This window comes from Candidatus Chryseopegocella kryptomonas, assembly GCF_001536065.1.
Lineage (GTDB): Bacteria > Bacteroidota > Ignavibacteria > Kryptoniales > Kryptoniaceae > Kryptonium > Kryptonium kryptomonas.
Map to the genome: position 1 here is coordinate 1 of NZ_CZVW01000006.1, position 23,020 is coordinate 23,020.

Genomic DNA, 23,020 nt, shown 5'->3' on the forward strand with positions numbered 1-23,020 from the left:
ATTAACAATCTCGCCTGCGCCTCTTGTATTAATCTTAAAGTAAATCATAACACCTGTAATATACAAGGGATTGAAACATAATAAACCTCGCCTATTCAACCGACAATGTAAAATTGTGTGAATTGAACCTGTGAGGGATTGAAACGATATACACTTGCGATTGAATCCGCAGGTGCTAATGTGTGTGAATTGAACCTGTGAGGGATTGAAACAATGAAACGGGAATTATTTTTAGTTCTCCGTTTAGTGTGAATTGAACCTGTGAGGGATTGAGATTTTATTAAACGATTTTAACTTCCACTACATTTCTCACGCTGAATTTTTCCTTTAATCTTAATTCCTGCCAATAAAATAAGATCGTTAGCAAAATCTCCCCACCAAACCAAATTGGAAATTCCTTGCATATCAAACTTGAATTTTTTAAGTTTCAAAACAGAGCGCAAAAATAAAAACAAAATTCTTCAAAAGCCATGGCGAAAAAACTTTTACTCCTAACTTTGCTCTTCACTGCGTTAACACTTTCACAAAAATTAAATTACCCACCGACGAAAACAGTTGATGTAGTTGATGATTATCACGGCGTTAAAGTCGCCGACCCGTATCGCTGGCTTGAAGATTTTGAATCGGAAGAGGTGAAACAATGGGTTGATGCTCAAAATAAAATCACATTTGATTTCGTTCGCTCCGTCCCGTTTTATGAAAAAATTAAATCAAGATTGACTGAACTGATGAATTATCCCAAATACTCCGTCCCTGTGAAAGCAGGAAGCAAATACTTTTTCTTCAAAAATGATGGATTGCAGAATCAATCCGTTCTTTATGTGAGAGATGGTTTGAGGGGAAAAGATATGCTTGTGGTTGATCCGAATAAATTCAGTGAAGATGGAACAGTTGCTTTGATGAACATTTCATATAGTAAAGATGGGAGATTTATCGCTTATGGTGTTTCCGTAAGTGGTAGCGATTGGCAAGAAATTAAAATAAAAGATGTTGTGACGGGAAAAGATTATGACGAAGTTTTAAAATGGTGTAAATTTTCAAGCATTGCGTGGTTGCCGAATAATTCGGGCTTTTATTACAATCGTTTCCCCGAACCCGGAACTGTTCCAAAAGGTGAGGAAAACAGCCACAATAAAGTTTATTTCCACAAACTTGGAACTCCACAATCAGAAGATAAACTCGTTTATGAAAGACCAGATGCAAAGGAGTTAAACTTTTATCCGAGAATTACAGAAGATGGGAAATATCTAATTTTAACTGTGACACACGGAACAAGTCCGAAAAATAGAATTTATTATCGTGAGTTAAACAGCGATGGCGATTTCATTCGTCTGCTTGATGAAGCGGATGCAAGTTATGATTTTGTCGGAAATAAAGGAAGCGTCTTTTACTTTGTTACAGATTTAAATGCCCCGAAATATAAAATCATTGCAATTGATGTTAAGAATCCGGATAGAAAGAACTGGAAAGATGTGATTGGTGAGGATAAAAAAGCAGTTATCGCAGATGCAAGAATAATTAACAATCAATTTGTCATCGTTTACACCGAAGATGTCAAACATAAAATTAAAATTTATTCGCTTGATGGAAAGTTTATTAAGGAGATTAAATTGCCGGAGGCGGGCAGTGTTTCAGGTCTATCCGGGAGGCAGGATGATAAAGAAATGTTTTTTGGCTTCACATCTTTTTTGCATCCGATGAATGTTTATAGATATGATTTTGAGACGGGGAAACTTGAATTATTTTTTGAAACGAAGTTGAAAGGATTTGATCCGAAGGATTATGAAGTGAAACAAGTTTTTTATGAGTCAAAAGATGGAGTTAAAGTTCCGATGTATATTGTTCATAAGCGAGGGATAAAACTTGATGGAAATAATCCTGCGTTGCTTTATGGTTATGGTGGATTTAACATAAGTATAATGCCATCGTTTTCGGCGGTGAGATTGCTCTGGCTTGAAATAGGCGGTGTTTATGCAGTGGCGAATTTAAGAGGTGGAAGTGAATACGGAGAAGAATGGCATCAGGCAGGAATGCTTGATAAAAAACAAAATGTGTTCAATGATTTTATCTCTGCTGGTGAATGGTTGATTAAAAACGGTTATACGAATTCAAAAAAACTTGTCATAAACGGGCGAAGTAACGGTGGATTGCTTGTTGCAGCGTGTATGGTTCAGAGACCAGATTTATACGGTGCGGTTGTTTGCGAAGTTCCGGTAATTGATATGTTAAGGTATCATAAATTTACAGTTGGGAGATATTGGATTCCGGAATATGGCAATGCGGAGGCAAATCCAGAACATTTCAAATTCTTATACGCATATTCACCGCTTCACAATGTTAAAAAAGGCGTTGTTTATCCACCGACAATAATCACGACTGCGGATCACGACGATAGAGTTGTCCCACTTCACGCATATAAATTTACTGCAACTTTGCAATCTGCGAACGCAGGGGATACGCCGATACTTTTGAGGGTTGAAACGAAAGCAGGGCACGGTGCTGGAAAACCAACATCAAAAATAATTGAGGAACAATCGGATATTTACGCTTTCGTTTTTAAGGTTCTGGGGATTAATTATTGATTTTATTATTTTGCCCCTCTCTGCTTTTTGCAGGGAGGGGTCATCAAAGCGGAAATTAAACTTGTTTAATTTCAAAAGCGGGGTTATATTTATTTGGTTTTCGCTGAAAATTTAAAATTCTTGTTTAAGATGGCAAAGCAAAAAACACAATTCGTATGTCAAAACTGCGGTTATATCTCGCTAAAGTGGATGGGGAGATGCCCTGAATGCAATGAATGGAACACAATGGTTGAGGAAATAATAATGCCAGAGGATAAAATTCAGGAGCAGATTTCACTTTTAAAGCCACCTGCAATAGCAGTTGACCTTGAAAAAGTTGATCTAAAAGAAGAAGAAAGGATAAAAACGGGGATAAATGAGTTTGATCGTGTTCTTGGTGGAGGTATCGTGCCAGGTTCGGTTGTCTTAATTGCGGGAGACCCAGGCGTTGGTAAATCAACTCTTATGACACAAATTGTTCCGGGGTTGAAAGGGAAAAAAGTTCTCTATGTTACTGGTGAAGAATCAGTAAAGCAATTGAAACTTAGAACGGAAAGATTAAATTTTCCAAAGTCATTCCAATCAAAAAATTTTCTCGTCCTTGCGGAGACAAATTTAAACCTTGTTATAAATGTGATTGAAGAGGTAAATCCTGATATAATCATAATTGATTCAATTCAAACGATGTACAGACCCGAGCTTGAAAGTGCTCCCGGAAGCGTGAGTCAGGTTCGTGAATGTGCATCTGTTCTTATGCAACTTGCGAAAAATACGGGTAAATCTATTCTTCTTGTCGGGCATGTGACGAAAGACGGTTTGATCGCGGGTCCAAAGGTTCTTGAACATATGGTTGATACTGTTTTGCAATTTGAGGGCGAAAGGCATCAGGCATATAGAATTTTGCGAGCTGTGAAAAATAGATTTGGCTCAACGAATGAGATTGGAATTTTTGAGATGACGACGGAAGGATTGAAAGAGGTAAAAAATCCATCTGAAATTTTTCTCTCTGAAAGAACTTTTGGAGTTTCGGGTTCATCGGTTGTTGCGTGTATTGAAGGGACAAGACCTCTTCTTGTTGAGGTTCAGGCGCTTGTTACCCCGGCAAGTTATGGAACTCCGCAGAGAACATCAATTGGTTTTGATTATCATCGCCTTTCTGTGCTTCTTGCTGTCCTTGAAAAGAAAGTTGGCGTTAGGTTAAGCGGAAATGATGTTTTTATAAAAATTGTGGGTGGATTGAGAATTGACGAACCTGCGATTGATCTTGGAGTTGTGACAGCAATAGTTTCAAGTTTGAAAGATATTCCTGTTGATTCTCAATCCGTAGTTGTTGGTGAAGTTGGTCTTGCGGGTGAAGTCAGATCGGTTACGCAAATAGAGAAAAGAATTCAAGAATCAGCAAAGCTTGGATTTAAAAAGATCATCATTCCGAAAAATAACACGCGTGGTTTAAAAATTGACGCAGAAATTGAAATCGTTGGCGTAAGAAAAGTAAATCAAGCACTTGAAGAACTTTTGAACATTTAAAACAAAAAAGGCAAACGATGAAAGAAGCTCTTGGTTTAATTGGGCTTATCGCAATTGTAATATGCTGGATTCCTCAAACTTATGAGTCCATAAAACGTGGTTATACGAATATGAACCTTTATTTCCTGCTAATATATTTCATTGGAAGTTTATCGCTGACAATTTATGCTATTGGAAATTTTGTTTTCTTCACGCTTAATTTTCTTGCATCAATTGGAAGTTTGATAAATTTATACTTCAAATTTTTCCCTCGTGTAAAAATAAATCCAGCTGAAAATGAAAATAGTCCTTGCAACGAGAAACAGGCACAAGGTTGAGGAGATAAAGCAAATTTTGAAAATTTATCTTCCGGATGAGATTTATTCAGGACTTGAAATTTTAAGCACTGCTGATTTCCCAGAAATTCCCGATATATACGAGGACGGTAAAACATACTATGAGAATGCTTCAAAGAAAGCAAGGATAGTTCATAAATTTACAGGTCTTCCCTCCGTTGCTGATGATAGCGGGATTGAGGTGGATTTTTTAAATGGGGAACCCGGCGTTATATCCGCAGTTTATGCCGGTGAAAATGCAACCGATGATGAAAACAACAGAAAACTTTTAAAACTTCTTGAAGGAGTTCCAATTGAAAATAGAACAGCTCGTTTTAGATGTGTGATTGTTTATGTTGATGGTGATGTTGAGAAAATTTTTGAAGGCGTGACCGAAGGTAAAGTTATATTTGAACCGCGCGGGGATGGTGGGTTTGGATATGATCCGCTCTTTGTTCCGGATGGATTTGATTTAACATTTGCGCAGATGCCAAAAGATTTGAAAAATAGGATAAGTCATAGAGCGAAAGCAATTAAAAAATTTGCGGAATTCATTTCGGAAATTTTGCAAAAACAAAATTGAGAAATTTTTGATGAAGACGGGCAAAAGCAAAAATCTTTATTCAAAGGCGTTAAGTTTAATGCCCGGGGGTGTGAATTCACCAGTCAGGGCTTTCAAGGCGGTTAATTCAAATCCATTGTTCATAGCAAAAGCGTCGGGTTCAAAGATATGGGATGTTGACGGGAATAAGTTTATTGACTATGTTATGTCTTGGGGTCCGCTTATACTTGGACATTCACATCCGGAGGTTATATCTGCTGTTAAAAATGCTTTGAAAAACGGAACAAGTTATGGCGCTCCAACGGAAATTGAAGTTAAAATGGCTGAATTGATCAAAAAGATGATTCCGTCAATTGAACTTGTTAGAATGGTTAACTCTGGGACGGAAGCGACGATGAGCGCAATTCGGCTTGCGAGAGCTTACACGGGAAAAAAGAAAATCATAAAATTTGAAGGTTGTTATCATGGTCATGCAGATAGTTTCCTTGTAAAAGCTGGTTCTGGCGCTACAACTCTTGGAATACCGAGCAGTCCCGGTGTCCCAAATGAACTCGCATCGCTTACTTTGAATGCAAAGTTTAATGATATTGAATCAGTTCAAAAACTTGTTGATGAAAATAAAAATGAAATTGCTTGCATAATTGTTGAGCCGGTTCCGGGGAATATGGGGGTTGTTTTGCCAAAAGATGATTTTTTGAAAAAGCTTCGTGAGATTTGTGATCGTGAAAATATAGTTTTGATTTTTGATGAAGTTATAACGGGATTTCGTCTTGCTCCCGGGGGTGCGCAAGAGTTATTTGGAGTTAAACCTGACTTGACAACGCTTGGGAAAATTATAGGTGGTGGATTTCCTGTTGGAGCTTATGGCGGGAAAAAAGAAATTATGCAATTAGTTGCACCATCAGGACCTGTTTATCAGGCAGGGACGCTTTCAGGAAATCCAATCGCAATGACTGCTGGATATACAACTTTGAAAATTTTATACGAAAAAAGAAAAACGATTTATAAACAACTTGATTCAAAAGCGAAGTATCTTGCCGAAAGATTCAGAGAAATTGCAGATAAAAATGGTGTAAAGGTTCGGGTCAATCAAATTGGCTCAATGATGACTATTTTCTTTTCGGATGGCGAAGTTTATGATTATGAGTCGGCTTTAAAATCGGACACAAAAAAATTTGCAAAATTTTTCAACCTTATGCTTAAAAATGGAGTTTATCTCCCGCCGTCGCAGTTTGAAGCGATGTTTTTGTCAACCGCACATACAGAGCAAGACATTGAAAAAACAATCAAAGCATTTGAGAAAGCGATCAAAGCTCTTTTAAGTTAATAGCCATTGGAACATTTCGCTTTCTTCATCTCGTCAAATTATTTTGAATTTATCACAAACAAAATCAAGGTGTTAAGATGAGAGTAAAAAATTTACTGTTTTTGTTTGGGTTTATTCTTCTTTTTTCATTTGTTTCATCTTTTGCGCAGAAAAAAACTGAGCCAGTAAAAGCGCAACCATTTAAATACGACACGAGTTTATATCGTGCTATGCAGTGGCGTGAGATTGGACCGTTTAGAGGTGGAAGGTCAATAGCAGTTGCAGGTCATCCTGAACAACCTTTGACTTATTATTTCGGTGCAACTGGCGGTGGTGTGTGGAAGACGGAAGATGGTGGCGCCACATGGGTAAATGTTTCAGATGGATTTTTAAAGTCAAGTTCTGTCGGTGCAATCGCAGTTGCTGAATCTGATCCAAATGTAATTTATATTGGAATGGGTGAGTCGTGTCTGAGAAACAATATAATCATTGGAGATGGGGTTTATAAATCCGAAGACGCTGGGAAGACATGGAAACATCTTGGACTTGCTGAAACGAAAGTTATATCAAAGATTCGCATTCATCCGAAAGATGAAAACATTGTTTATGTAGCTGCGCTTGGTAATCCATTTGCACCATCGCCAGAACGAGGTGTTTATAAATCAACAGATGGCGGTAAAACATGGAGAAAGGTTTTATACAAAGATGAAAAAACAGGAGCTGTTGATTTATCAATTGATCCAACGAATCCGAGAGTTATTTACGCTTCAATGTGGGAAGTTTATAGAAACTTTTGGACGCTTTCAAGTGGTGGTCCAGGAAGTGGGCTCTGGAAATCAACAGACGGTGGGGAAACATGGTTTGAAATTTCAAATAATCCGGGCTTTCCAAAAGGGATAAAAGGCAAAATTGGGGTTTCGGCATCACCTGCAAAACCTGGACTTGTCTGGGCTCTTGTTGAAGCGGAAAATGGTGGACTTTTCAAATCGGAAGATGGTGGCGCAACATGGAGAAAAGTTAACGACGACAAAAGGTTATGGGAAAGACCTTTTTATTATATGCATGTTTTCTCTGACCCGAAAAATCCAGATGTCGTTTATGTTTTAAATGTTCAATTTTTAAAGTCAATTGACGGAGGGAGAACTTTTACAACTGTGAGAACCCCGCACAGCGACCATCACGATTTGTGGATAAATCCGAAGGATCCAAATATAATGATTCACGCAAGCGATGGAGGAGCTTCTGTTACATTTAATGGGGGTTTAACATGGACCGAGCAAGATTATCCAACCGCACAATTTTACCATGTCACAATTGACAGTCAATTTCCATATTACATTTACGGGGCTCAACAGGACAACACAACTGTTGGAATTGCAAGTAGAACAACGGGTTTCGGAATAGATAGAACAGATTGGTTTCCTGTTGGTGGAGGCGAAAGTGGTTATATTGCAGTTAGACCAGATGATCCGAATATAGTTTATGCGGGAAGTTATGGTGGACTTTTAACAAGATTTGATAAAAGAACTCGTGAAATTAAAAACATAAGCGTTTGGCCAGAGACACCAATTGGAGCCGGAGCGAAAGACATAAAATATCGTTTCCAGTGGACTTATCCAATTGTTATTTCACCTCATGATCCAAATGTTTTATATGTTACGGGAAATCATGTTTTCCGAAGCACGGATGAGGGGATGACATGGGAAGTTATAAGCCCTGACTTAACAAGAAATGATACTTCAAAGATCGGTCCATCGGGTGGACCAATAACAAAAGACAACACGACGGCGGAGTATTATTGCACTATTTTTGCTTTCGCAGAATCTCCCGTCAAAAAGGGAGTTCTCTGGGCTGGCTCTGATGATGGGCTAATTCATGTTTCAACGGATAACGGGAAAACTTGGACAAATGTAACTCCGAAGGAATTACCAGAATGGAGTTTGATAAGCATAATTGAGCCATCGCCTTTTGACGCTGGGACAGCATATGTGGCTGCGACGAAATATAAACTTGGTGATTTTAAACCGTATATTTTCAAAACCACAGATTACGGGAAAACATGGAAAAAAATTGTGAATGGAATTCCAGATGGACACTTTACACGAGTTGTTCGCGCCGATCCGAATAGAAAGGGTTTGCTTTACGCTGGGACTGAATTCGGTATTTATGTATCTTTTGATGATGGCGAAAACTGGCAAACGCTTCAACTCAACCTTCCAATCACTCCAATTTATGATATTGCGGTTCATCCAAGAGAGAAAGATCTTGTCGTTGCAACGCATGGGCGTTCGTTTTGGGTTCTTGATGATTTAACACCGCTTTATCAGATAAACGATGAAGTTGCAAAGTCAGATGTTTATCTTTTCAAGCCTCGCGATACATACAGGATGCGCGGAGGTGGTGGTTTTAGGGTTCCAGGTGCAACAGTTGGGCAAAATCCGCCGAATGGCGTTATTGTTTATTATTATTTCAAAGAAAAACCCAAAGACGAAGTCAAACTTGAATTTTATGACGAAAAAGGAAACTTGATAAAATCATTTTCAAGCAAAGCCGAAAGACCGGAAGGAGAACAACCCCAACAGGAAGAATTCTTCATGTTTGGTGCAGGTCCTCGCGCTGAAAGAGTTCCCGTGGAAGCGGGGATGAACCGATTTGTCTGGGATATGCGCTATCCTGATGCTGAAAACTTAAAAGACATTCGTTTCTGGAGCTGGGGTGGGACGACAAGAGGACCTGTTGCAGTTCCCGGAAAATATCAAGTTAAACTCACAGTCGGTGGCAAAACATTAACACAATGGTTTGAAATTAAAAAAGACCCGAGGATAAAAACAACGGATGAAGAATTTAAAGAGCAATTTGAACTTTTGATCAAAATCAGAGATAAACTCAGCGAGGCAAATAAAACAGTTAACACGATAAGAGACATAGTTAAGCAAATTGACGAATTAACACAGAGATTAAAAGGCACACAAAACGATGAAAAAGTTAGAAAACTTGCGAAACCTTTGAGAGATAAACTTACATCAATTGAAAGCGAAATAACACAAAATAAAGCAAGAAGCTCACAAGACATTTTGAATCATCCTGTTAAATTAAATGGAAAACTTGCTGCACTTGCAAGTGCAGTCGCAAGCGCCGATTCCAAACCAACCAAACAAATGTATGATGTCTTTGATGACCTATCAAAACGACTTGATGTCCAACTTAACAAGTTTAAGGAAGTGATGGAAAGGGATATACCTGAATTTAATCGTGCAATTAAAGAACTTGACATTCCAGCGTTAATAATTGAGAAGAAATAAAACAACCGGGGGCTTATTGCCCCCGGCTAAATAAAAATAAATCCAGGAGTGGGGATGAGAAAACTGTCTCAAATTTTTTTGTTCTTTATTCTTTATCAATTTGTCCTCTCTCAACAAAACGACACAATAAAAACTTATTATCTCGGCGAAGTTGAGGTTACGGCTTATCGTGCTGGTGGAGAAGTTTTAAATCTTCCGATGTCAGTAAGTTTGCTTGATTTTTCTGATTTTGCTTTGAAAAGGAAGATGGATTTATCTGATGTGATGAATTTTGCTCCCGGCATTCTCGTTCAAAGCAGGTCGGGTGGAGGCGATGTAAGGTTGACAGTTCGTGGATTCGGCGCTCGTGGCTATGGAGATAAATCAAACGCAGGAACAATAAGAGGGATAAAACTTCTGGTTGATGGATTCCCGATAACAGAGCCAGATGGAAGAACATCAATTGATTTTGTTGATTTGCTTTCAACAGAGAGAATAGAGATAATGAGAACCAATGCTTCAGCTTTATTTGGAAATGCTTCGGGTGGAATTATAAATTTTGAAACTTTTGATGTGAGAAACTCATTTGCAGAAGCAATTGGTATGTATGGAAGTTTTGGACTTTGGCAAACTAATTTTAAAGTGGGTGTAAAGTTTGAAACAGGTGATGCAATTTTAACTGGGACAATTAAAAACTTTGACGGATGGCGTCAAAATAGCTCAAACCAGAAAAAACAAATATATTCAGTCATCAAGACAAGAATCGCAAAAGAAACACAACTTAAAATTATCACAGGCTTCGTTTCAAATCTTTTTTATATCCCTGGACCTTTGACCATTGAACAGTTTAATTCAAGCCCAGCACTTGCAAATCAAACTTACTTCAATCGCAAAGAGCGAAGATATAACAGAATTGGGAAAATTGGATTAAATTTGACATCACCGCTTGCAAAAAATCATATTTTTGATTTAAGGATTTTCTTTGAGCCGAAAGTTTTACAAAGATCAGAAAGGGGAACTTTCCGGGACTTCAATCGCTACTTTTTTGGTTCTGGATTTACCTATCAATTCTATGCTGATGAGATTCCGTTCAGACCTAAATTTATTTTAGGGTATGACGACTCTTATCAAGATGGAACGATTCTTTTTTACAATCTCAAAGATGGTGAAAGAGGTGATTCCTTGAGAACGAATAAAAGAGAAGGAGGTAGAACAGGTGGATTTGTCCTGAAACTTGAACTTAACCCTGTTAATAACTTTTCCATCTCTTTTGGAGGTAGATATGATTTCCACAATTACATAAGTGAGATTTACCCTGCGGGCATAAAACGAATCACGCAAAAAGATGTGTTAAGGATGAGCAAATTCACCCCGTATTTTTCTATGCTCTTTAAAGCTGGTGGAGATAATTCAGTTTACTTTACATTAAGCGGTGGAGTTGAAGCTCCTGCATTTAATGAGGTTGACCCACCACCGGAGTTAAAAGATGTTTCACTTAATCCGTTGCTCAAACCAATGTCGTCTCAAACATTTGAATTTGGCTGGAAAGGTGTCAAAGCATTCAAAAATTCTATTATGTCAAACTTGATTTATTCTGTCTCTTTTTTCAGAATTGATGTTAAAAATGAGATAGTCCCGTATAACAACGGAAGTTGGTTTTTCTCCGCTGGTGAATCAAGAAGATATGGAATTGAAATAAGTAATTCTGCTAAATTTTCAACATTTATTGATTTCACTTTTGTTTTGACTTATTTAAGCGCAAAATATCTTAGATATGAAAACGACCTTGGAAATCTTTCGGGTAAATTTGTCCCCGGCATTCCGCGACTTTGGGGAAGCGCAGGGTTGAAAATTAATTTAAAACCATTTGTAATAAATCCAGAGCTAATTTATGTCGGAAGATATTTTGCAGATGATTTAAACGAGCTTGAAATTTCACCTTATACACTTCTTAACATCTCGCTTGGTTCTGAATTTTCAATTTCAAGCATAAAAGCTTCCATAACTGCTGGGATTGAGAATTTGTTTAATAAAAAATATATTTCATCTGTTTTCATAAATCCCGAGAGGAAGCAACCATACGCTTATATTGAGCCGGGACTTCCAAGAAACTGGTTCATCAGTTTTTCATTTGTTTATTTTTGATCGGGGAATTTGATTTTTTGTGTTGCTCGTGTTAGATTAAACTTGTAAATTTTGAGAAAAAATAAAAAATGCAAAGATGAAGTTAATTGTAAAACTTTGTGGATTGCTTCTGTTTTTAAATTTTGCTCTCTCACAGGAATATCTCATAAAAGTTGCGACAATTGCACCTGATGGAAGCACATGGATAAATGTTCTTAAAGAATACGATGCACAAATAAGAAAAGAAAGCAAGGGACGAATCGGTTTCAAAATTTACGCCGGTGGTGTTGCTGGGGATGAAATTGATGTTTTGAAAAAAATTAGAATCGGACAATATCACGCTGGTGGATTCACAGGCGTTGGCATAGGTGAAATTGCTCCAAATTTGCGAATCCTTGATTCCCCTTTTCTGTTCAAAAATTATGATGAGGTTGATTACATATATCAAAAATTTAACGATGAATTTGAGAAGGAAATTGAAAAAGGTGGTTTCGTTTTGCTTGGATGGGCAGAAGTTGGATTCATATATACATTCACAAAAACACCAATTTATGGCGTTGATGATTTGAAGAAAATAAAAATGTGGGCGTGGCAGGGAGACCCAATCGCAGAAGCTGCTTACAAAGTCATCGGTGTAACCCCAGTTCCCCTTTCAATTACGGAAGTTTTAACATCCCTTCAAACCGGGATAATTGATGGAGTTTATGGTTCACCGCTTTCAATGCTTGCAACACAATGGTTCACAAGGGTTAAATACATGCACAATGTCCCGCTTTCCGATGCTTCCGGAGCGCTTCTTATTTCAAAAAGATATTTTGATTCGTTGCCAAAAGATTTACAGGAAATTTTATTGAGAAATGGCAGAAAATATATGCGTAAACTTGTTGAATTGAGCAGGGAGGAAAATAAAAAAGCGATAGAGGTGTTAAAGAAAAATGGCATCGTTATAACTGAGCCACCTTCAAAGAAATTACTTGATGAATATGATGAGATCGGAAAAAAGGCAAGGAGAATGCTCGTTGGAAAAGTTTTCAGTGAGGAGTGGTTGAATAAAATTGAAAAAGCACTTGAAGAATACCGTAAGACAAATCAAAAAGTGTCAAATTGATGAAACTTTTTGATGTAATTGACGAGGCGCTCGCAAAAATTGAAATGGTTTTGTTAACATTACTTCTTTCGTTGATGCTTTTGGTTGGATTTGTTCAGATTATCTTGAGAAATTTTTTTGAAACCGGTTTTTTATGGGCTGATCCATTTTTGAGATATACAGTGTTATGGCTTGCTTTTATAGGGGCTTCGCTTGCTACAAGAGAAGACAGACACATAAACATTGATGTTTTGACAAGATTTCTAACACCAAAATTAAAGAAGTTAACTTCTATACTCACAAGATTTTTTGCCCTCGCTATTTGTGTTATACTTTTAAAAGCATCTGTTAATTTCATAAGAATGGAGATTGAATTCCCTCAAGATGTTTTTCTTGGGATAAAGAACTGGCAGGTTGAAATAATTATCCCAATTGGTTTTAGTTTGATGAGTTTTAGATTCTTTGTGCGAATTTTGAAGTTATTGCTTATCAAAAATATTTTCTAAATTTTTAAATGCTTAATTTTATTCTGATACTTTTGTTCGTTCTTTTTGCGTTGTTTAGGACACCTTTATTTGCGGTTATATCGGCGATTGCGATTTTAAGTTTTTTAACGGCGCAGACGGACCTTTCGGCGATTATAATTGAAATGGTTCGGCTTGCGAATACCTCTACTTTAATTGCTATACCTCTTTTCACATTTGCTGGTTACATTCTTGCCGAAAGCAACACACCGAAGCGACTTGTTAATTTAACACAGGCGCTATTCGGCTGGATTCCGGGCGGACTTGCCATAGTTGTTCTCGTTTCATGCGCTGTTTTTACAGCTTTTACAGGTGCATCTGGAATCACAATCGTTGCTCTCGGTGGTCTTGTTTTTCCGGCGCTCATAAAAGGAAATTATTCGGAGAAATTCTCACTTGGGCTTGTGACAACATCTGGAAGTTTGGGACTTCTTTTCCCCCCGAGTTTGCCTCTGATTTTATATGCTCTTGTGGCTCAAGTTGATGTTGATAAATTGTTCATCGCTGGAATTATACCCGGGACATTGCTTATAGTTCTTCTTTCAATTTATAGCATTGCAAGAAATTATAAATCAGGCATAAAGATACAAAAATTTTCATTTAGAAATCTCTGGCGCGCGACAATTGATGCAATCTGGGAAATTCCGCTTCCGTTCATAATTATCGGTGGAATTTATGCTGGACTTTTTACGGTGATTGAGGCATCTGTTATAACTGCTGTTTATGTTTTGATAGTTGAGTTCTTCATTTATCGCGATTTGAATTTTAGAAAAGATTTGACAAGAATTATGAAGGAGAGTATGATTCTTGTCGGTGGAATTTTGATTATTCTTGCGTCTGCGCTTGGGTTGACAAGTTATCTCATTGACGCACAAGTTCCGATGAAAATTTTTGAATTCATTCAAAAGTATATTTCAAGCAAATATGCATTTTTACTTCTTTTAAACATTTTTCTTCTCGTTGTTGGTATGCTGATGGATATATTTTCAGCTATAATAGTTGTCGTCCCGATTATAACTCCGATTGCAATGAAATTTGGTGTTGACCCGGTGCACCTCGGCATAATTTTTCTTACGAATCTTGAGATTGGTTATCTTACGCCACCCGTCGGTTTGAATCTTTTCATTTCAAGTTTTAGATTTGAAAAACCGATAATAAAAATTTACACTTCAACGCTTCCATTTATATTTATTCTTCTCATAGCCCTTCTTCTTATAACCTATATCCCCGAAATTTCACTTTTTCTTGTTAAGTGAGAAAATATCTTGTTTGGGAAACTCTGTATGTAAAACTTGATTTTATTTCCCCGTTTTTATAAATTTATAATCGGAAAATTGGAGGGTTAGCCTAATTGGTAAGGCGGCGGTCTTGAAAACCGCTGGGCTTCGCGCCCTTGGGGGTTCGAGTCCCTCACCCTCCGCTTCACTTCCTACCTTAAATTTCATACTTTAATGTCTGATTTTTTTGACTTAAATCAATTTTTTACACCCGCAAATTTTTTATAATACAGAAAAAAAATCAAGGTTAAAAATGACAGCAACGCAGCAATTGAAAAAGGAACATCAAGCGATTCGCCTCGCTTTAATTTTTCTTGAAATGATAAGAATTCAAATTGAAAACAATAAAACAATTGATGTGGAAAAGATTGAGAAACTATTGGAATTTTTTAAAGTTTTTGTTGATAAATGTCATCATGGAAAAGAAGAAAACTTCCTTTTTCCAGAACTTGAGAAGGTAGGTATCCCAAAAGAGGAAGGACCAATTGGGGTGATGCTTACAGAACATCAATTTGGGCGGGATTATATCCGCATAATTGAGGAAAACTTACGAAGTTATAAAATGAACCCCGATGAAAATACAATTAAAAAAATTTCTGAAGCGATAAAAGGATATGTTGAACTTCTTGAACAGCACATCTACAAAGAAAACAATGTTTTGTTTGCAATGGCGGATATACATTTTTCCGAAAAATTACAAGAAGAATTGTTTGAAAAGTTTGAAGAGTTTGAGTTGAAAGAAATCGGTCCTGGGAAACACAATGAATTTCATCACATGCTTGATGAAATGAGGGATAATTTGCTTGGAAAAACCAAAATTCTTGATGTTCGCGAGATTCCGCCTGTTCAAAGGCATGGAATTATACTTAGCGAATTTGACAAATTAAACATCAACGAAAGTTTATTTCTGGTGAATGACCATGACCCAAAACCCCTTTATTATCAATTTCAAGCGGAAAAGGAAGGAAAATTTAACTGGGAATATCTGATTTCTGGACCGATAATGTGGGGTGTTAAGATAACAAAGACAAGTAATTAACAGGTGTTAAGATGGAAAGGAATATACTGCGTGGGTCAATGTTAATTGGAATTTTATCGTTTGTTTTAGCAGTTGTGCTGGGCGTTTGGCGTATCGCACTAACTCGGGGCTTTGAACTGCCTTCAATTCCAGATATATTTCCACCGCATGGAAATTTGATGGTTGGGGCTTTTCTTGGGACATTGATAATTTTTGAAAGAATGTTTGCTCTCCCCGTAAAATGGCTCCTCTGGGTTCCATATATTTGGGGATTATCTGCAATTGCAATTCATACAGATTTAATTTATTTCAAAGTTCTGAGCCTGCTTGCTCTTTTAGGTTGGGGAATTCACAGATTTATCGCATATAGAACATTTAAACATTTTGGAATTCCGCTTATTGAATTTTTATCGTATGTTGTTTTATCTGTTGCGTTGTTTAATCAAAATGGTCTTGCTGGAAGCGTTGAATCTGCGCTTGCTGGATTGTCATTTGCCATAGCTGTGATAGGTGTTGAGAGGATTGAGTTAACGCTAAGTTCGGAAAAGAAAAGTGCAAAAATTGTCTATGCTCTTTTGATAGTTTATCTTTTGGTTTTGGTTTTGAATTTATCTTTTTACAATCTCCCAATTCAAATTTTTGGTTTTATGTTAATTTTTGTTGCTTTGGGAATGATTTACAATGACCCGGTTGTGATTTCTGCTTTTAGAAGAAGCAGATTACCTCAAACACCTTTGCATAAATTTTCAAGAGAAACATTGTTTGTGGGATACTTTTGGCTTTTTCTTGGCGGATTGTTTTTGATTTTTTGGGATTTTATGCCGATGCAAAAAGATGTCGTTTATCATTCAATTGGGCTTGGTTTTATATTCACAATGATTTTATCACATGCGCCTGTTGTTCTTGGTTCAACTCTTTCAAAGATGCCGAAGAAATCACCATCGCGTTTTTTGTTTTATGCGTTTCAAAGCATGACATTGATAAGAATTTTAGCGGATATATTCGTTTCAAATTTTGTTGAGCTGTGGATGTGGTCTGGCTGGATAACGGGGACTTTACATTTTGTAATTTTCATAGCTTACATTTTAACAGTTTTGAAAAGTTTTAGCTAAATCAAGCAAATGGTTTTGTAATGAAGCAGATACATCAGGAGTTTGAAAAGGGATTTATCTGGTGGGCAATTGGAATTGCGGTCTTTGGTGGTTTTATGCTCGGGGGGCATATTGCGATGCAGATTGGATTTGATATGGGACTTCCACAAGCACTTGATGTATGGATTCAGGTTCACGGTCATCTTCAACTTGTTGGTTGGGCTGGATTGTTTATAATGGGAGTGAGTTTGCATTTCCTCCCAAGAATGGCAAGCGTTCCAGTTCAGAAGAGAAATACTTTGAAATTGATACTTTATCTTACTGTTTTGGGGCTTTTGCTCAGGGCAAATTTTGAGTTCTGGAAAGCGTATGTTGATGATGAAAATTTTGTAAAAGTTTTTGAATACGCTTCAAGGTTTGGAAACATCGTTGAGTTTGTTGGGATAATTTTTTATATCTTTGTTTTGTTGAAGACATTTCTAAAAGCGTCGGATTTTAAGAAGCGTGGCTTTGAAATTGTTAAACCATTTTTCATTCTCTTTTTGCTCGGTTGGTTGATATATTCGCTTGTTCAAGCATCAGCAGTTTTATTTGAAAGATACGAATGGATCGTATGGAATAAATGGAGCATTTGGGTTTTTATGAACTTTACACTTTTCCCGATTTCATTTGCCTTTTCAATTTTAAATTTTCCGCTTTACATACATCTTAAACCGCCAGCAAAGTCAATAAAGTATCTTGGATATGCTTATCTTATCTCTGTCTTAACACACGCATTTGCTTTGCTTCCAACTTGTGAAATAACGATGCCATTTGATTTTAATTTTACTGCGTTGATTGTTGATTTGCTTATCATCGCTTTGCTTTTTAATTCTGGAATAATTCAAAGGATATTCTTGCCTGATCTTGAACTTTCAAAATCGCCTTTCTGGAGGAGGGATAGAATTGAAGAAAAAGGTTCAAACTTGGAAAGAAAGCCGAGAAGAGGTTATTCTGACTATGGGGAATTTGGAAGGTTTGAACTTTTAATTTATTCTGCCTATGTGTGGCTTTTGATTGGTTTATTTCTTGACATTTTAGCACGGGTTTTTATGCTTGCTGGGCTTAACATTCATTACGGCGAAGATCCAGTGAGGCATTCTTTTTTTGCTGGATTTATAACTCTTTTAATTCTGGGAATGGCGCAAAGAATGTTGCCTGGATTTATGCACAAAAGTAAAATTGCAAACACAAAAATTGTATTCTGGACATTTATCCTCGGGAATGTGTCGGTTTTCTCAAGAGTTGTTCCGATGCTTGTCCCTCTTTATCTTTCAGGTTCAATGTGGATTTTTACAAAAATTATGCTTTATCTTTTCGGTGTATCTGGATTTATTGCGATTGCGTCAATAATTTTGCTTTATGTGAATCTGTGGAAAACTTTAAAAATGGGGGAGAATGTTTGATTGTCCTGCCTTTGAAATTGCTTAAAACTTGAATAAATGTTAAATTTTTTCAGAATCAAAACAAATCAAGATTGCTATGCGCAGGATTTTAAGCGTTTGGCTTGTTTTATCTTTGATTTTTACTTTTCTCGCACATTCGCAGGATACAAAAGAAAATGCGGAATTTAAACTTGCGATAAATTTATACAACGAGGGATTTTACGACCTTGCAATTTCACAGTTAAAAAAGTTTATTGACTCTTACCCAAATAGTCCACAAGTTGCGGAGGCACAATTTTATCTTGGCATGGCTTACTTTAAACTCCGAAAGTTTGAAGATGCGCAGATGGTGTTTCAAAATTTTGCTCTTTCAAAACCAACACATCCAAGGGCTGTTGAAGCGCTTTGGAAATCCGCAGAATGTTTCGTTGAAATGAAAAAATATAAAGACGCTGGCTCTGCCTTTGAAAGAGTTAAACTTTTTTACCCCAAAAATCAAATTGCTCCGAAGGCATTGATTGAATCAGCAAAATACTTTGAACTTGCTGACGATATTCAAAATGCGAAAAAAGTCCTTCTCTCATTGGTTCAAGAGTATCCTGATAATGAATACTTTTACACTGCACGATTTAAACTTGCCGACATCCTTGTTAAAGAAGGAAATCTTGAAAAAGCGTTGATTGAATACAGAAAGATCGCAAGTGAAGTTGAGGATAAAAATTTAAAATTCAGAGCATATCTTAACATTGCAAAAACTAATCTTGCGCTTGGAAAAAGCGAAGAAGCGGAGAAAACACTTCTTGAAATCACTTCGCAATCTGGTTTAAATTCCGAAATAATCGCTGAATCTTATTTTGAACTTGGGAAACTTTCCGCTGAATTTGGCGAATATGAAAATGCAATAAATTACACGCTCAAGGCAAAATCTTTTATAACGCAAAGTGATACAAACGAGAATTTAAAAATTTTAAAACAGAAAATTTCGCTTCAACTTGCAAACTATTACTTTAACACTGCGGATTATCAAAGTGCGATAAAACTTTACAATGAAATTTCAGATTCTATCTCCGAAACAAGTCCAGAGATATGGTTTAACACTGCGGTTGCATTTGACAAGATTTTGAATTATCGGAAGGCGAACGATCTTTATCAAAAAATCATTGATTCTGACACAAATTCATTGAGGCGTTCAAGGGCGATTTTAAATTTTGCCGAAAATTGCTCTCGCATTGGGGATTTTGGAAAGGCAGTTGATTTATACAAAATGTATCTTGCTTCTTATCCAACAAGTGAGTTAATTCCAGATATTCTGTTTCGGCTTGGGATTTTATACGAAGAAAAAATTGGCGATTATAAAAATGCAGTTTTTTATTACACTGACCTGATAAACCGCTTTCCAAAAAGTAAATATGTTGATGAGGCAATTTATCACATTGGATTATGTTATGAGAAACTTGGCGATGTTGACGATGCTATTTCAAGTTTTGAGACGCTGACGAAAAATTACAAATCTTCCGAACTATATGAAGATGCTCTTAACAAAATTGAAACATTGAAAAAATTTCACATTCAGCGAAAAGATGATTATGTTAATTCACTTATTGGTCTCGTTGCAGATATCCTTGTGGGTAAACCCAAAAATGAGTTAATTTTTAAACTTGCGGACATTTACAATTTCTATCTAAAAGATTATTCAAATGCGTTAAAATACTATGACCTTGCTTTGTCGCTTGGCGGGTTTGAGCCATCGGTGATTGCAAAAATTGGTTATGAAAAATCCGTTTGTGCTTATAATCTTTTTCTTGAAAATAAATTAAATTCTGACAGCGCAGTGAGCATAATCCGAGGTTTTGTGGATTTAAAAGATGGCGTTGAAGCAGATGAAATTGACAGCGCTGTTTTTTATCTTTTTAAAATTCAAGTTTCTGGATTAAGTCAAGATGGAAGACGGAAGATTGCGGAAGAATTCAGGACAAAGTATCCAAGTTCAAAATTTTTCGGTCTCTTCACAATTGAAGTTTTAAATTACTATTTTTCAAACGAAAACTGGAACGAAGTTATAAAAGTCGCAAATGAAAATTTCAACAAATTTAATCAGGAGCATATACCCGAGGTTTTGTTTAAGCGTGCGTATGCTTATTACAAAATCGGGGATAAACAGAAAGCGCTTTCGGATTTAAATTTACTTTTTGGGAAATATGCTCCATCCCAGTATGATGCGAGGGCGATGGATTTGCAGGCGCAAATTTTCAAAGAGTTGAAAAGTTATGTTGAAGCGATAAAAGTTTTGCGTGAAATTGAGAAAAATTATTTTTATGTCGGGCTTGCTGAAAATGTTAAGTTGAAAATTGCGGATATTTACTTTGAATCAGGCGATTATATAAAAGCGATAGATGAATACAAGAACTATCTCTCGCAGGATGAGTTGGTTCGTTTTGAAAGAGAGCCCGAAGTTGTCTTTAAAATTGCATCTTCTTACCACAAGCTTGGTGACTTTTCAAATGCAAAGAGATACTACAAAATTTATCTTTCAACTCCGAAGCCAGCTCCAGGTTTGACGCTTCAAGCAATTTTGCCACGCATAGGCGAGGTTTATTATGCGCTTGGGAACATTTATAAGTCTGAAGGTGTAGGTGAGAAAGCGGTTTATTATTTTGAAAGAGCGGGAAAATTCAGCACAACGCTTGGTAAGAAAGTAATCTTTGAAACCGCACAAATGCTTTTTGATGCCGAAAGATATGATGAGGCGTTGAAAAAATACAACGAAGCTTTAAGATATGCTCAAAGTGATAGCGATCGTGCTTTAATTCAGTCAAAAATTATAACTTGTTATTTCAGAATGAACGACATAGACAACGCAAACAAAGGTGTTAATTCATTTCAAAAAGCATTTTCAAAACTTGACATAAAAAATTATCTTGCGGAGTTTCAGATTGAGCTTGGGGGTTATTATTTCAGAGGTAGAAATTTTGAAAATGCGAGAAAAGTTTTCAATGAAGTGATAAAAAATTATCCCGATACAAAATTTTCCTACCTTGCTCAATACTGGCTTGCGAAGATTGAGGAGTATAACGGTAATGTTGAAACTGCTGTTAAGTTGCTTCTTGAACTTAACAAAAAACCGCTTGATAAAGACACAAGATTAAGAGTTAATCTCTCGCTTGGAAACATTTACTTCAAACTTGAAAAATATGACTCTGCGACGATTTATTACAGATTTGTAGTTGAGACAGCAGATGAGCCAAAAATTCTTCAATCTGCTATGAGCAATCTTCTTGAGTGTTATGATGAACTTGGTTATTATGAGCTTGCTATTGGGATTGCAAGAAGATACATTGAGAAGTTTCCAAACGCTGAAGATGTGATTGATAAAAAGATCAAAATTGGTGTGATGTATGAGATGCTTGGGAATTATGACCTTGCGCTTTCTTATTTTCAGAGTTTGCTTGAAGAAGCAGATAAAGACCTTGAAGCGGAGCTTCATTATTACATTGGCGAGGTTTTATATTACAAAGGTGAATATGAACAGGCGATCCTTGAGTTTTTGAAAGTTCCTTATCTTGTTACGAAGAAGACGAGAATTGACTGGACTGCGAACGCTTTTTACATGGCTGGACAATCTTATGAGAAGATGAAAAAATATGATCAAGCGATAAATATGTATCAGCAGATAATTGACAGACCTGGGATTGATCCTATTTTCAAAGCAGGAGCACAAAAAGAGATTGAGCGAGTTAGAGCGATTTTAAAACAATAAAAAATCTGGATTAAAAAATGTTTGAAACAGAGCTTCAAAATACGAAGCAAAAAATTTTTTCCCTTGCGTCGGGAAAGGAGCAAATTTCGCTTATGGAAATTTTAAGCTGGCAAATACCTCAAGCGGTGAAAGATTATTTCAATATCTTCGCCGAAAGAATTTTAAGCGAAGAAATTTTGAATGTTTTATATTCAAGAAGATTTGACCAAAATAATCCGGAGTTTGTTGAAGCCCGGAAGAAATTAACGAGTTCTCTTAAAAATGCGATTTTGTTCAACCGTTCCGAGTTTGAAAATGCTGTTGACAAGGCGGTTAGATTTGCGATAAACTTTGTGTTAAGACCTGAATGGACTCTTGCGAAGATAATTTTCAAAAATGATTCTGTAAAAACAAAAGAGCAAATACTTGAAGCGTTTGCAAATTTTAATGAGTATGCTTATTACAAAAAATTGATTGAAAAAATTTTCACAAAGTATCAATCCGAAGAGATCAAACTTGAAGTTTTTCAGCGACTGCTTCGCAAAATTGATGAAGAAGTGATGAGAAATGTTTCTATTGGAGATTTAATTTCAATTGTTGAGCCGGTGTATAACTTTTTCAAATTTGCGAATGACTCCGGGCTTGTCCCAGCAAGTGCACTTGTGATTTTCTTTAACGATAAAGGAGCCGAAAGCATAGTTAAAGAAATAGAACTTGAAAGAGACCTTCACGGAAGAGCTAAATTTTCTGTTTCCGATCTTGAGATAATTTTGAAACGGGTGCTTAAGGTTTCGGAAGTAGAAGAAAAAGCGGTAGAAGAAAAACCAGTTGAAGTTGAGCCAGAAGTTGAAAAACCTTTGGTGGTGAAAGAAGAGGCAAAGAAGGAAGAAATTAAAGAGGAAGTTGAAGAAAAAATTGAACCGCAATCTGAACCAAAAGTTAAACTTCCGGATTTAAATTCATTGCTTGATGAAAAGATGAGGGAGAAATTTGTTAGGAAGATTTTCAAGCGCGATGAAACGAGGTTTAATGAAGCGATAGAAAAACTTAACACAATTCCGACTTGGAAAGATGCATCGGCATTTATTGATTCAATTTTTGTTGAATTTGAAATTGACCCTTATTCAGATGAAGCAATTGAATTCACAGATTTTGTTTATAGAAGATATTCTACTTGGGTGAAGTGAT

At 36.5% G+C, this 23,020-nt stretch carries 15 protein-coding genes and 1 tRNA gene; all 16 read left to right on the forward strand.

Features of this window, described 5'->3' with window-relative positions:
• Positions 1-470: 470 nt before the first annotated feature.
• The 16 genes from AWW83_RS03395 to AWW83_RS03470 all read left to right on the forward strand — a co-directional run bounded on the left by AWW83_RS03395 (position 471) and on the right by AWW83_RS03470 (position 23,019).
• Positions 471-2,582, forward strand: coding sequence for a prolyl oligopeptidase family serine peptidase (locus tag AWW83_RS03395; RefSeq protein WP_092348530.1), 2,112 nt, complete (start codon positions 471-473; stop codon positions 2,580-2,582).
• 129 nt (positions 2,583-2,711) lie between these two features.
• Positions 2,712-4,088 carry a DNA repair protein RadA gene (gene radA, locus AWW83_RS03400; protein WP_092348784.1) on the forward strand — a complete coding sequence of 459 codons (1,377 nt, stop codon included), beginning with the start codon at positions 2,712-2,714 and terminating at the stop codon, positions 4,086-4,088.
• A gap of 17 nt (positions 4,089-4,105) precedes the next feature.
• A complete protein-coding gene (locus AWW83_RS03405) occupies positions 4,106-4,405 on the forward strand; it encodes a PQ-loop repeat-containing protein (protein ID WP_143713875.1) in 300 nt (99 codons plus the stop codon).
• Positions 4,365-4,985, forward strand: a complete 621-nt coding sequence (rdgB, locus tag AWW83_RS03410) for an RdgB/HAM1 family non-canonical purine NTP pyrophosphatase (protein ID WP_092348533.1) — start codon at positions 4,365-4,367, stop codon at positions 4,983-4,985. Before AWW83_RS03405 ends, rdgB begins: the two co-directional genes overlap by 41 nt.
• 10 nt (positions 4,986-4,995) lie before the next feature.
• Complete coding sequence (hemL, locus tag AWW83_RS03415; RefSeq protein WP_092348535.1) at positions 4,996-6,291, forward strand: glutamate-1-semialdehyde 2,1-aminomutase; 1,296 nt, start codon at positions 4,996-4,998, stop codon at positions 6,289-6,291.
• Between the two features lie 77 nt (positions 6,292-6,368).
• A complete protein-coding gene (locus AWW83_RS03420) occupies positions 6,369-9,572 on the forward strand; it encodes a VPS10 domain-containing protein (RefSeq protein ID WP_092348538.1) in 3,204 nt (1,067 codons plus the stop codon).
• Positions 9,573-9,626: 54 nt separating this feature from the next.
• Complete coding sequence (locus AWW83_RS03425) at positions 9,627-11,696, forward strand: TonB-dependent receptor family protein (RefSeq protein WP_092348541.1); 2,070 nt, start codon at positions 9,627-9,629, stop codon at positions 11,694-11,696.
• A gap of 76 nt (positions 11,697-11,772) precedes the next feature.
• Entirely contained in the window at positions 11,773-12,783 is a 1,011-nt protein-coding gene (locus tag AWW83_RS03430; RefSeq protein ID WP_092348544.1) for a TRAP transporter substrate-binding protein, read from the forward strand.
• Entirely contained in the window at positions 12,783-13,268 is a 486-nt protein-coding gene (locus AWW83_RS03435; protein WP_092348547.1) for a TRAP transporter small permease, read from the forward strand. The genes AWW83_RS03430 and AWW83_RS03435 overlap by 1 nt, the downstream gene beginning before the upstream one ends.
• An 8-nt stretch (positions 13,269-13,276) precedes the next feature.
• A complete protein-coding gene (locus tag AWW83_RS03440) occupies positions 13,277-14,542 on the forward strand; it encodes a TRAP transporter large permease (protein ID WP_092348550.1) in 1,266 nt (421 codons plus the stop codon).
• Positions 14,543-14,622: 80 nt separating this feature from the next.
• A tRNA-Ser gene (locus AWW83_RS03445) sits at positions 14,623-14,706 on the forward strand.
• A 110-nt stretch (positions 14,707-14,816) separates the two neighbouring features.
• Positions 14,817-15,602 carry a DUF2249 domain-containing protein gene (locus tag AWW83_RS10175; RefSeq protein ID WP_092348553.1) on the forward strand — a complete coding sequence of 262 codons (786 nt, stop codon included), beginning with the start codon at positions 14,817-14,819 and terminating at the stop codon, positions 15,600-15,602.
• An 11-nt stretch (positions 15,603-15,613) separates the two neighbouring features.
• Positions 15,614-16,693: a hypothetical protein gene (locus AWW83_RS03455; protein ID WP_092348556.1), complete on the forward strand. Its 1,080-nt coding sequence runs from the start codon at positions 15,614-15,616 to the stop codon at positions 16,691-16,693.
• Between the two features lie 20 nt (positions 16,694-16,713).
• A complete protein-coding gene (locus tag AWW83_RS03460; RefSeq protein WP_092348559.1) occupies positions 16,714-18,117 on the forward strand; it encodes a hypothetical protein in 1,404 nt (467 codons plus the stop codon).
• Between the two features lie 76 nt (positions 18,118-18,193).
• Positions 18,194-21,853 carry a tetratricopeptide repeat protein gene (locus tag AWW83_RS03465; protein ID WP_092348562.1) on the forward strand — a complete coding sequence of 1,220 codons (3,660 nt, stop codon included), beginning with the start codon at positions 18,194-18,196 and terminating at the stop codon, positions 21,851-21,853.
• Positions 21,854-21,870: 17 nt separating this feature from the next.
• Complete coding sequence (locus AWW83_RS03470) at positions 21,871-23,019, forward strand: hypothetical protein (protein WP_092348565.1); 1,149 nt, start codon at positions 21,871-21,873, stop codon at positions 23,017-23,019.
• The last annotated feature ends 1 nt before the right edge of the window (position 23,020 follow it).

Bases quoted from the DNA above. Each gene is read 5' to 3' on its own strand.
- AWW83_RS03420 (WP_092348538.1), top strand. From the start codon at position 6,369: ATGAGAGTAAAAAATTTACTGTTTTTGTTTGGGTTTATTCTTCTTTTT.
- AWW83_RS03395 (WP_092348530.1), top strand. From the start codon at position 471: ATGGCGAAAAAACTTTTACTCCTAACTTTGCTCTTCACTGCGTTAACA.
- AWW83_RS03430 (WP_092348544.1), top strand. From the start codon at position 11,773: ATGAAGTTAATTGTAAAACTTTGTGGATTGCTTCTGTTTTTAAATTTT.
- hemL (WP_092348535.1), top strand. From the start codon at position 4,996: ATGAAGACGGGCAAAAGCAAAAATCTTTATTCAAAGGCGTTAAGTTTA.
- AWW83_RS03470 (WP_092348565.1), top strand. From the start codon at position 21,871: ATGTTTGAAACAGAGCTTCAAAATACGAAGCAAAAAATTTTTTCCCTT.
- radA (WP_092348784.1), top strand. From the start codon at position 2,712: ATGGCAAAGCAAAAAACACAATTCGTATGTCAAAACTGCGGTTATATC.
- AWW83_RS03405 (WP_143713875.1), top strand. From the start codon at position 4,106: ATGAAAGAAGCTCTTGGTTTAATTGGGCTTATCGCAATTGTAATATGC.
- AWW83_RS03425 (WP_092348541.1), top strand. From the start codon at position 9,627: ATGAGAAAACTGTCTCAAATTTTTTTGTTCTTTATTCTTTATCAATTT.
- AWW83_RS10175 (WP_092348553.1), top strand. From the start codon at position 14,817: ATGACAGCAACGCAGCAATTGAAAAAGGAACATCAAGCGATTCGCCTC.
- AWW83_RS03460 (WP_092348559.1), top strand. From the start codon at position 16,714: ATGAAGCAGATACATCAGGAGTTTGAAAAGGGATTTATCTGGTGGGCA.
- rdgB (WP_092348533.1), top strand. From the start codon at position 4,365: ATGAAAATAGTCCTTGCAACGAGAAACAGGCACAAGGTTGAGGAGATA.
- AWW83_RS03440 (WP_092348550.1), top strand. From the start codon at position 13,277: ATGCTTAATTTTATTCTGATACTTTTGTTCGTTCTTTTTGCGTTGTTT.
- AWW83_RS03455 (WP_092348556.1), top strand. From the start codon at position 15,614: ATGGAAAGGAATATACTGCGTGGGTCAATGTTAATTGGAATTTTATCG.
- AWW83_RS03435 (WP_092348547.1), top strand. From the start codon at position 12,783: ATGAAACTTTTTGATGTAATTGACGAGGCGCTCGCAAAAATTGAAATG.
- AWW83_RS03465 (WP_092348562.1), top strand. From the start codon at position 18,194: ATGCGCAGGATTTTAAGCGTTTGGCTTGTTTTATCTTTGATTTTTACT.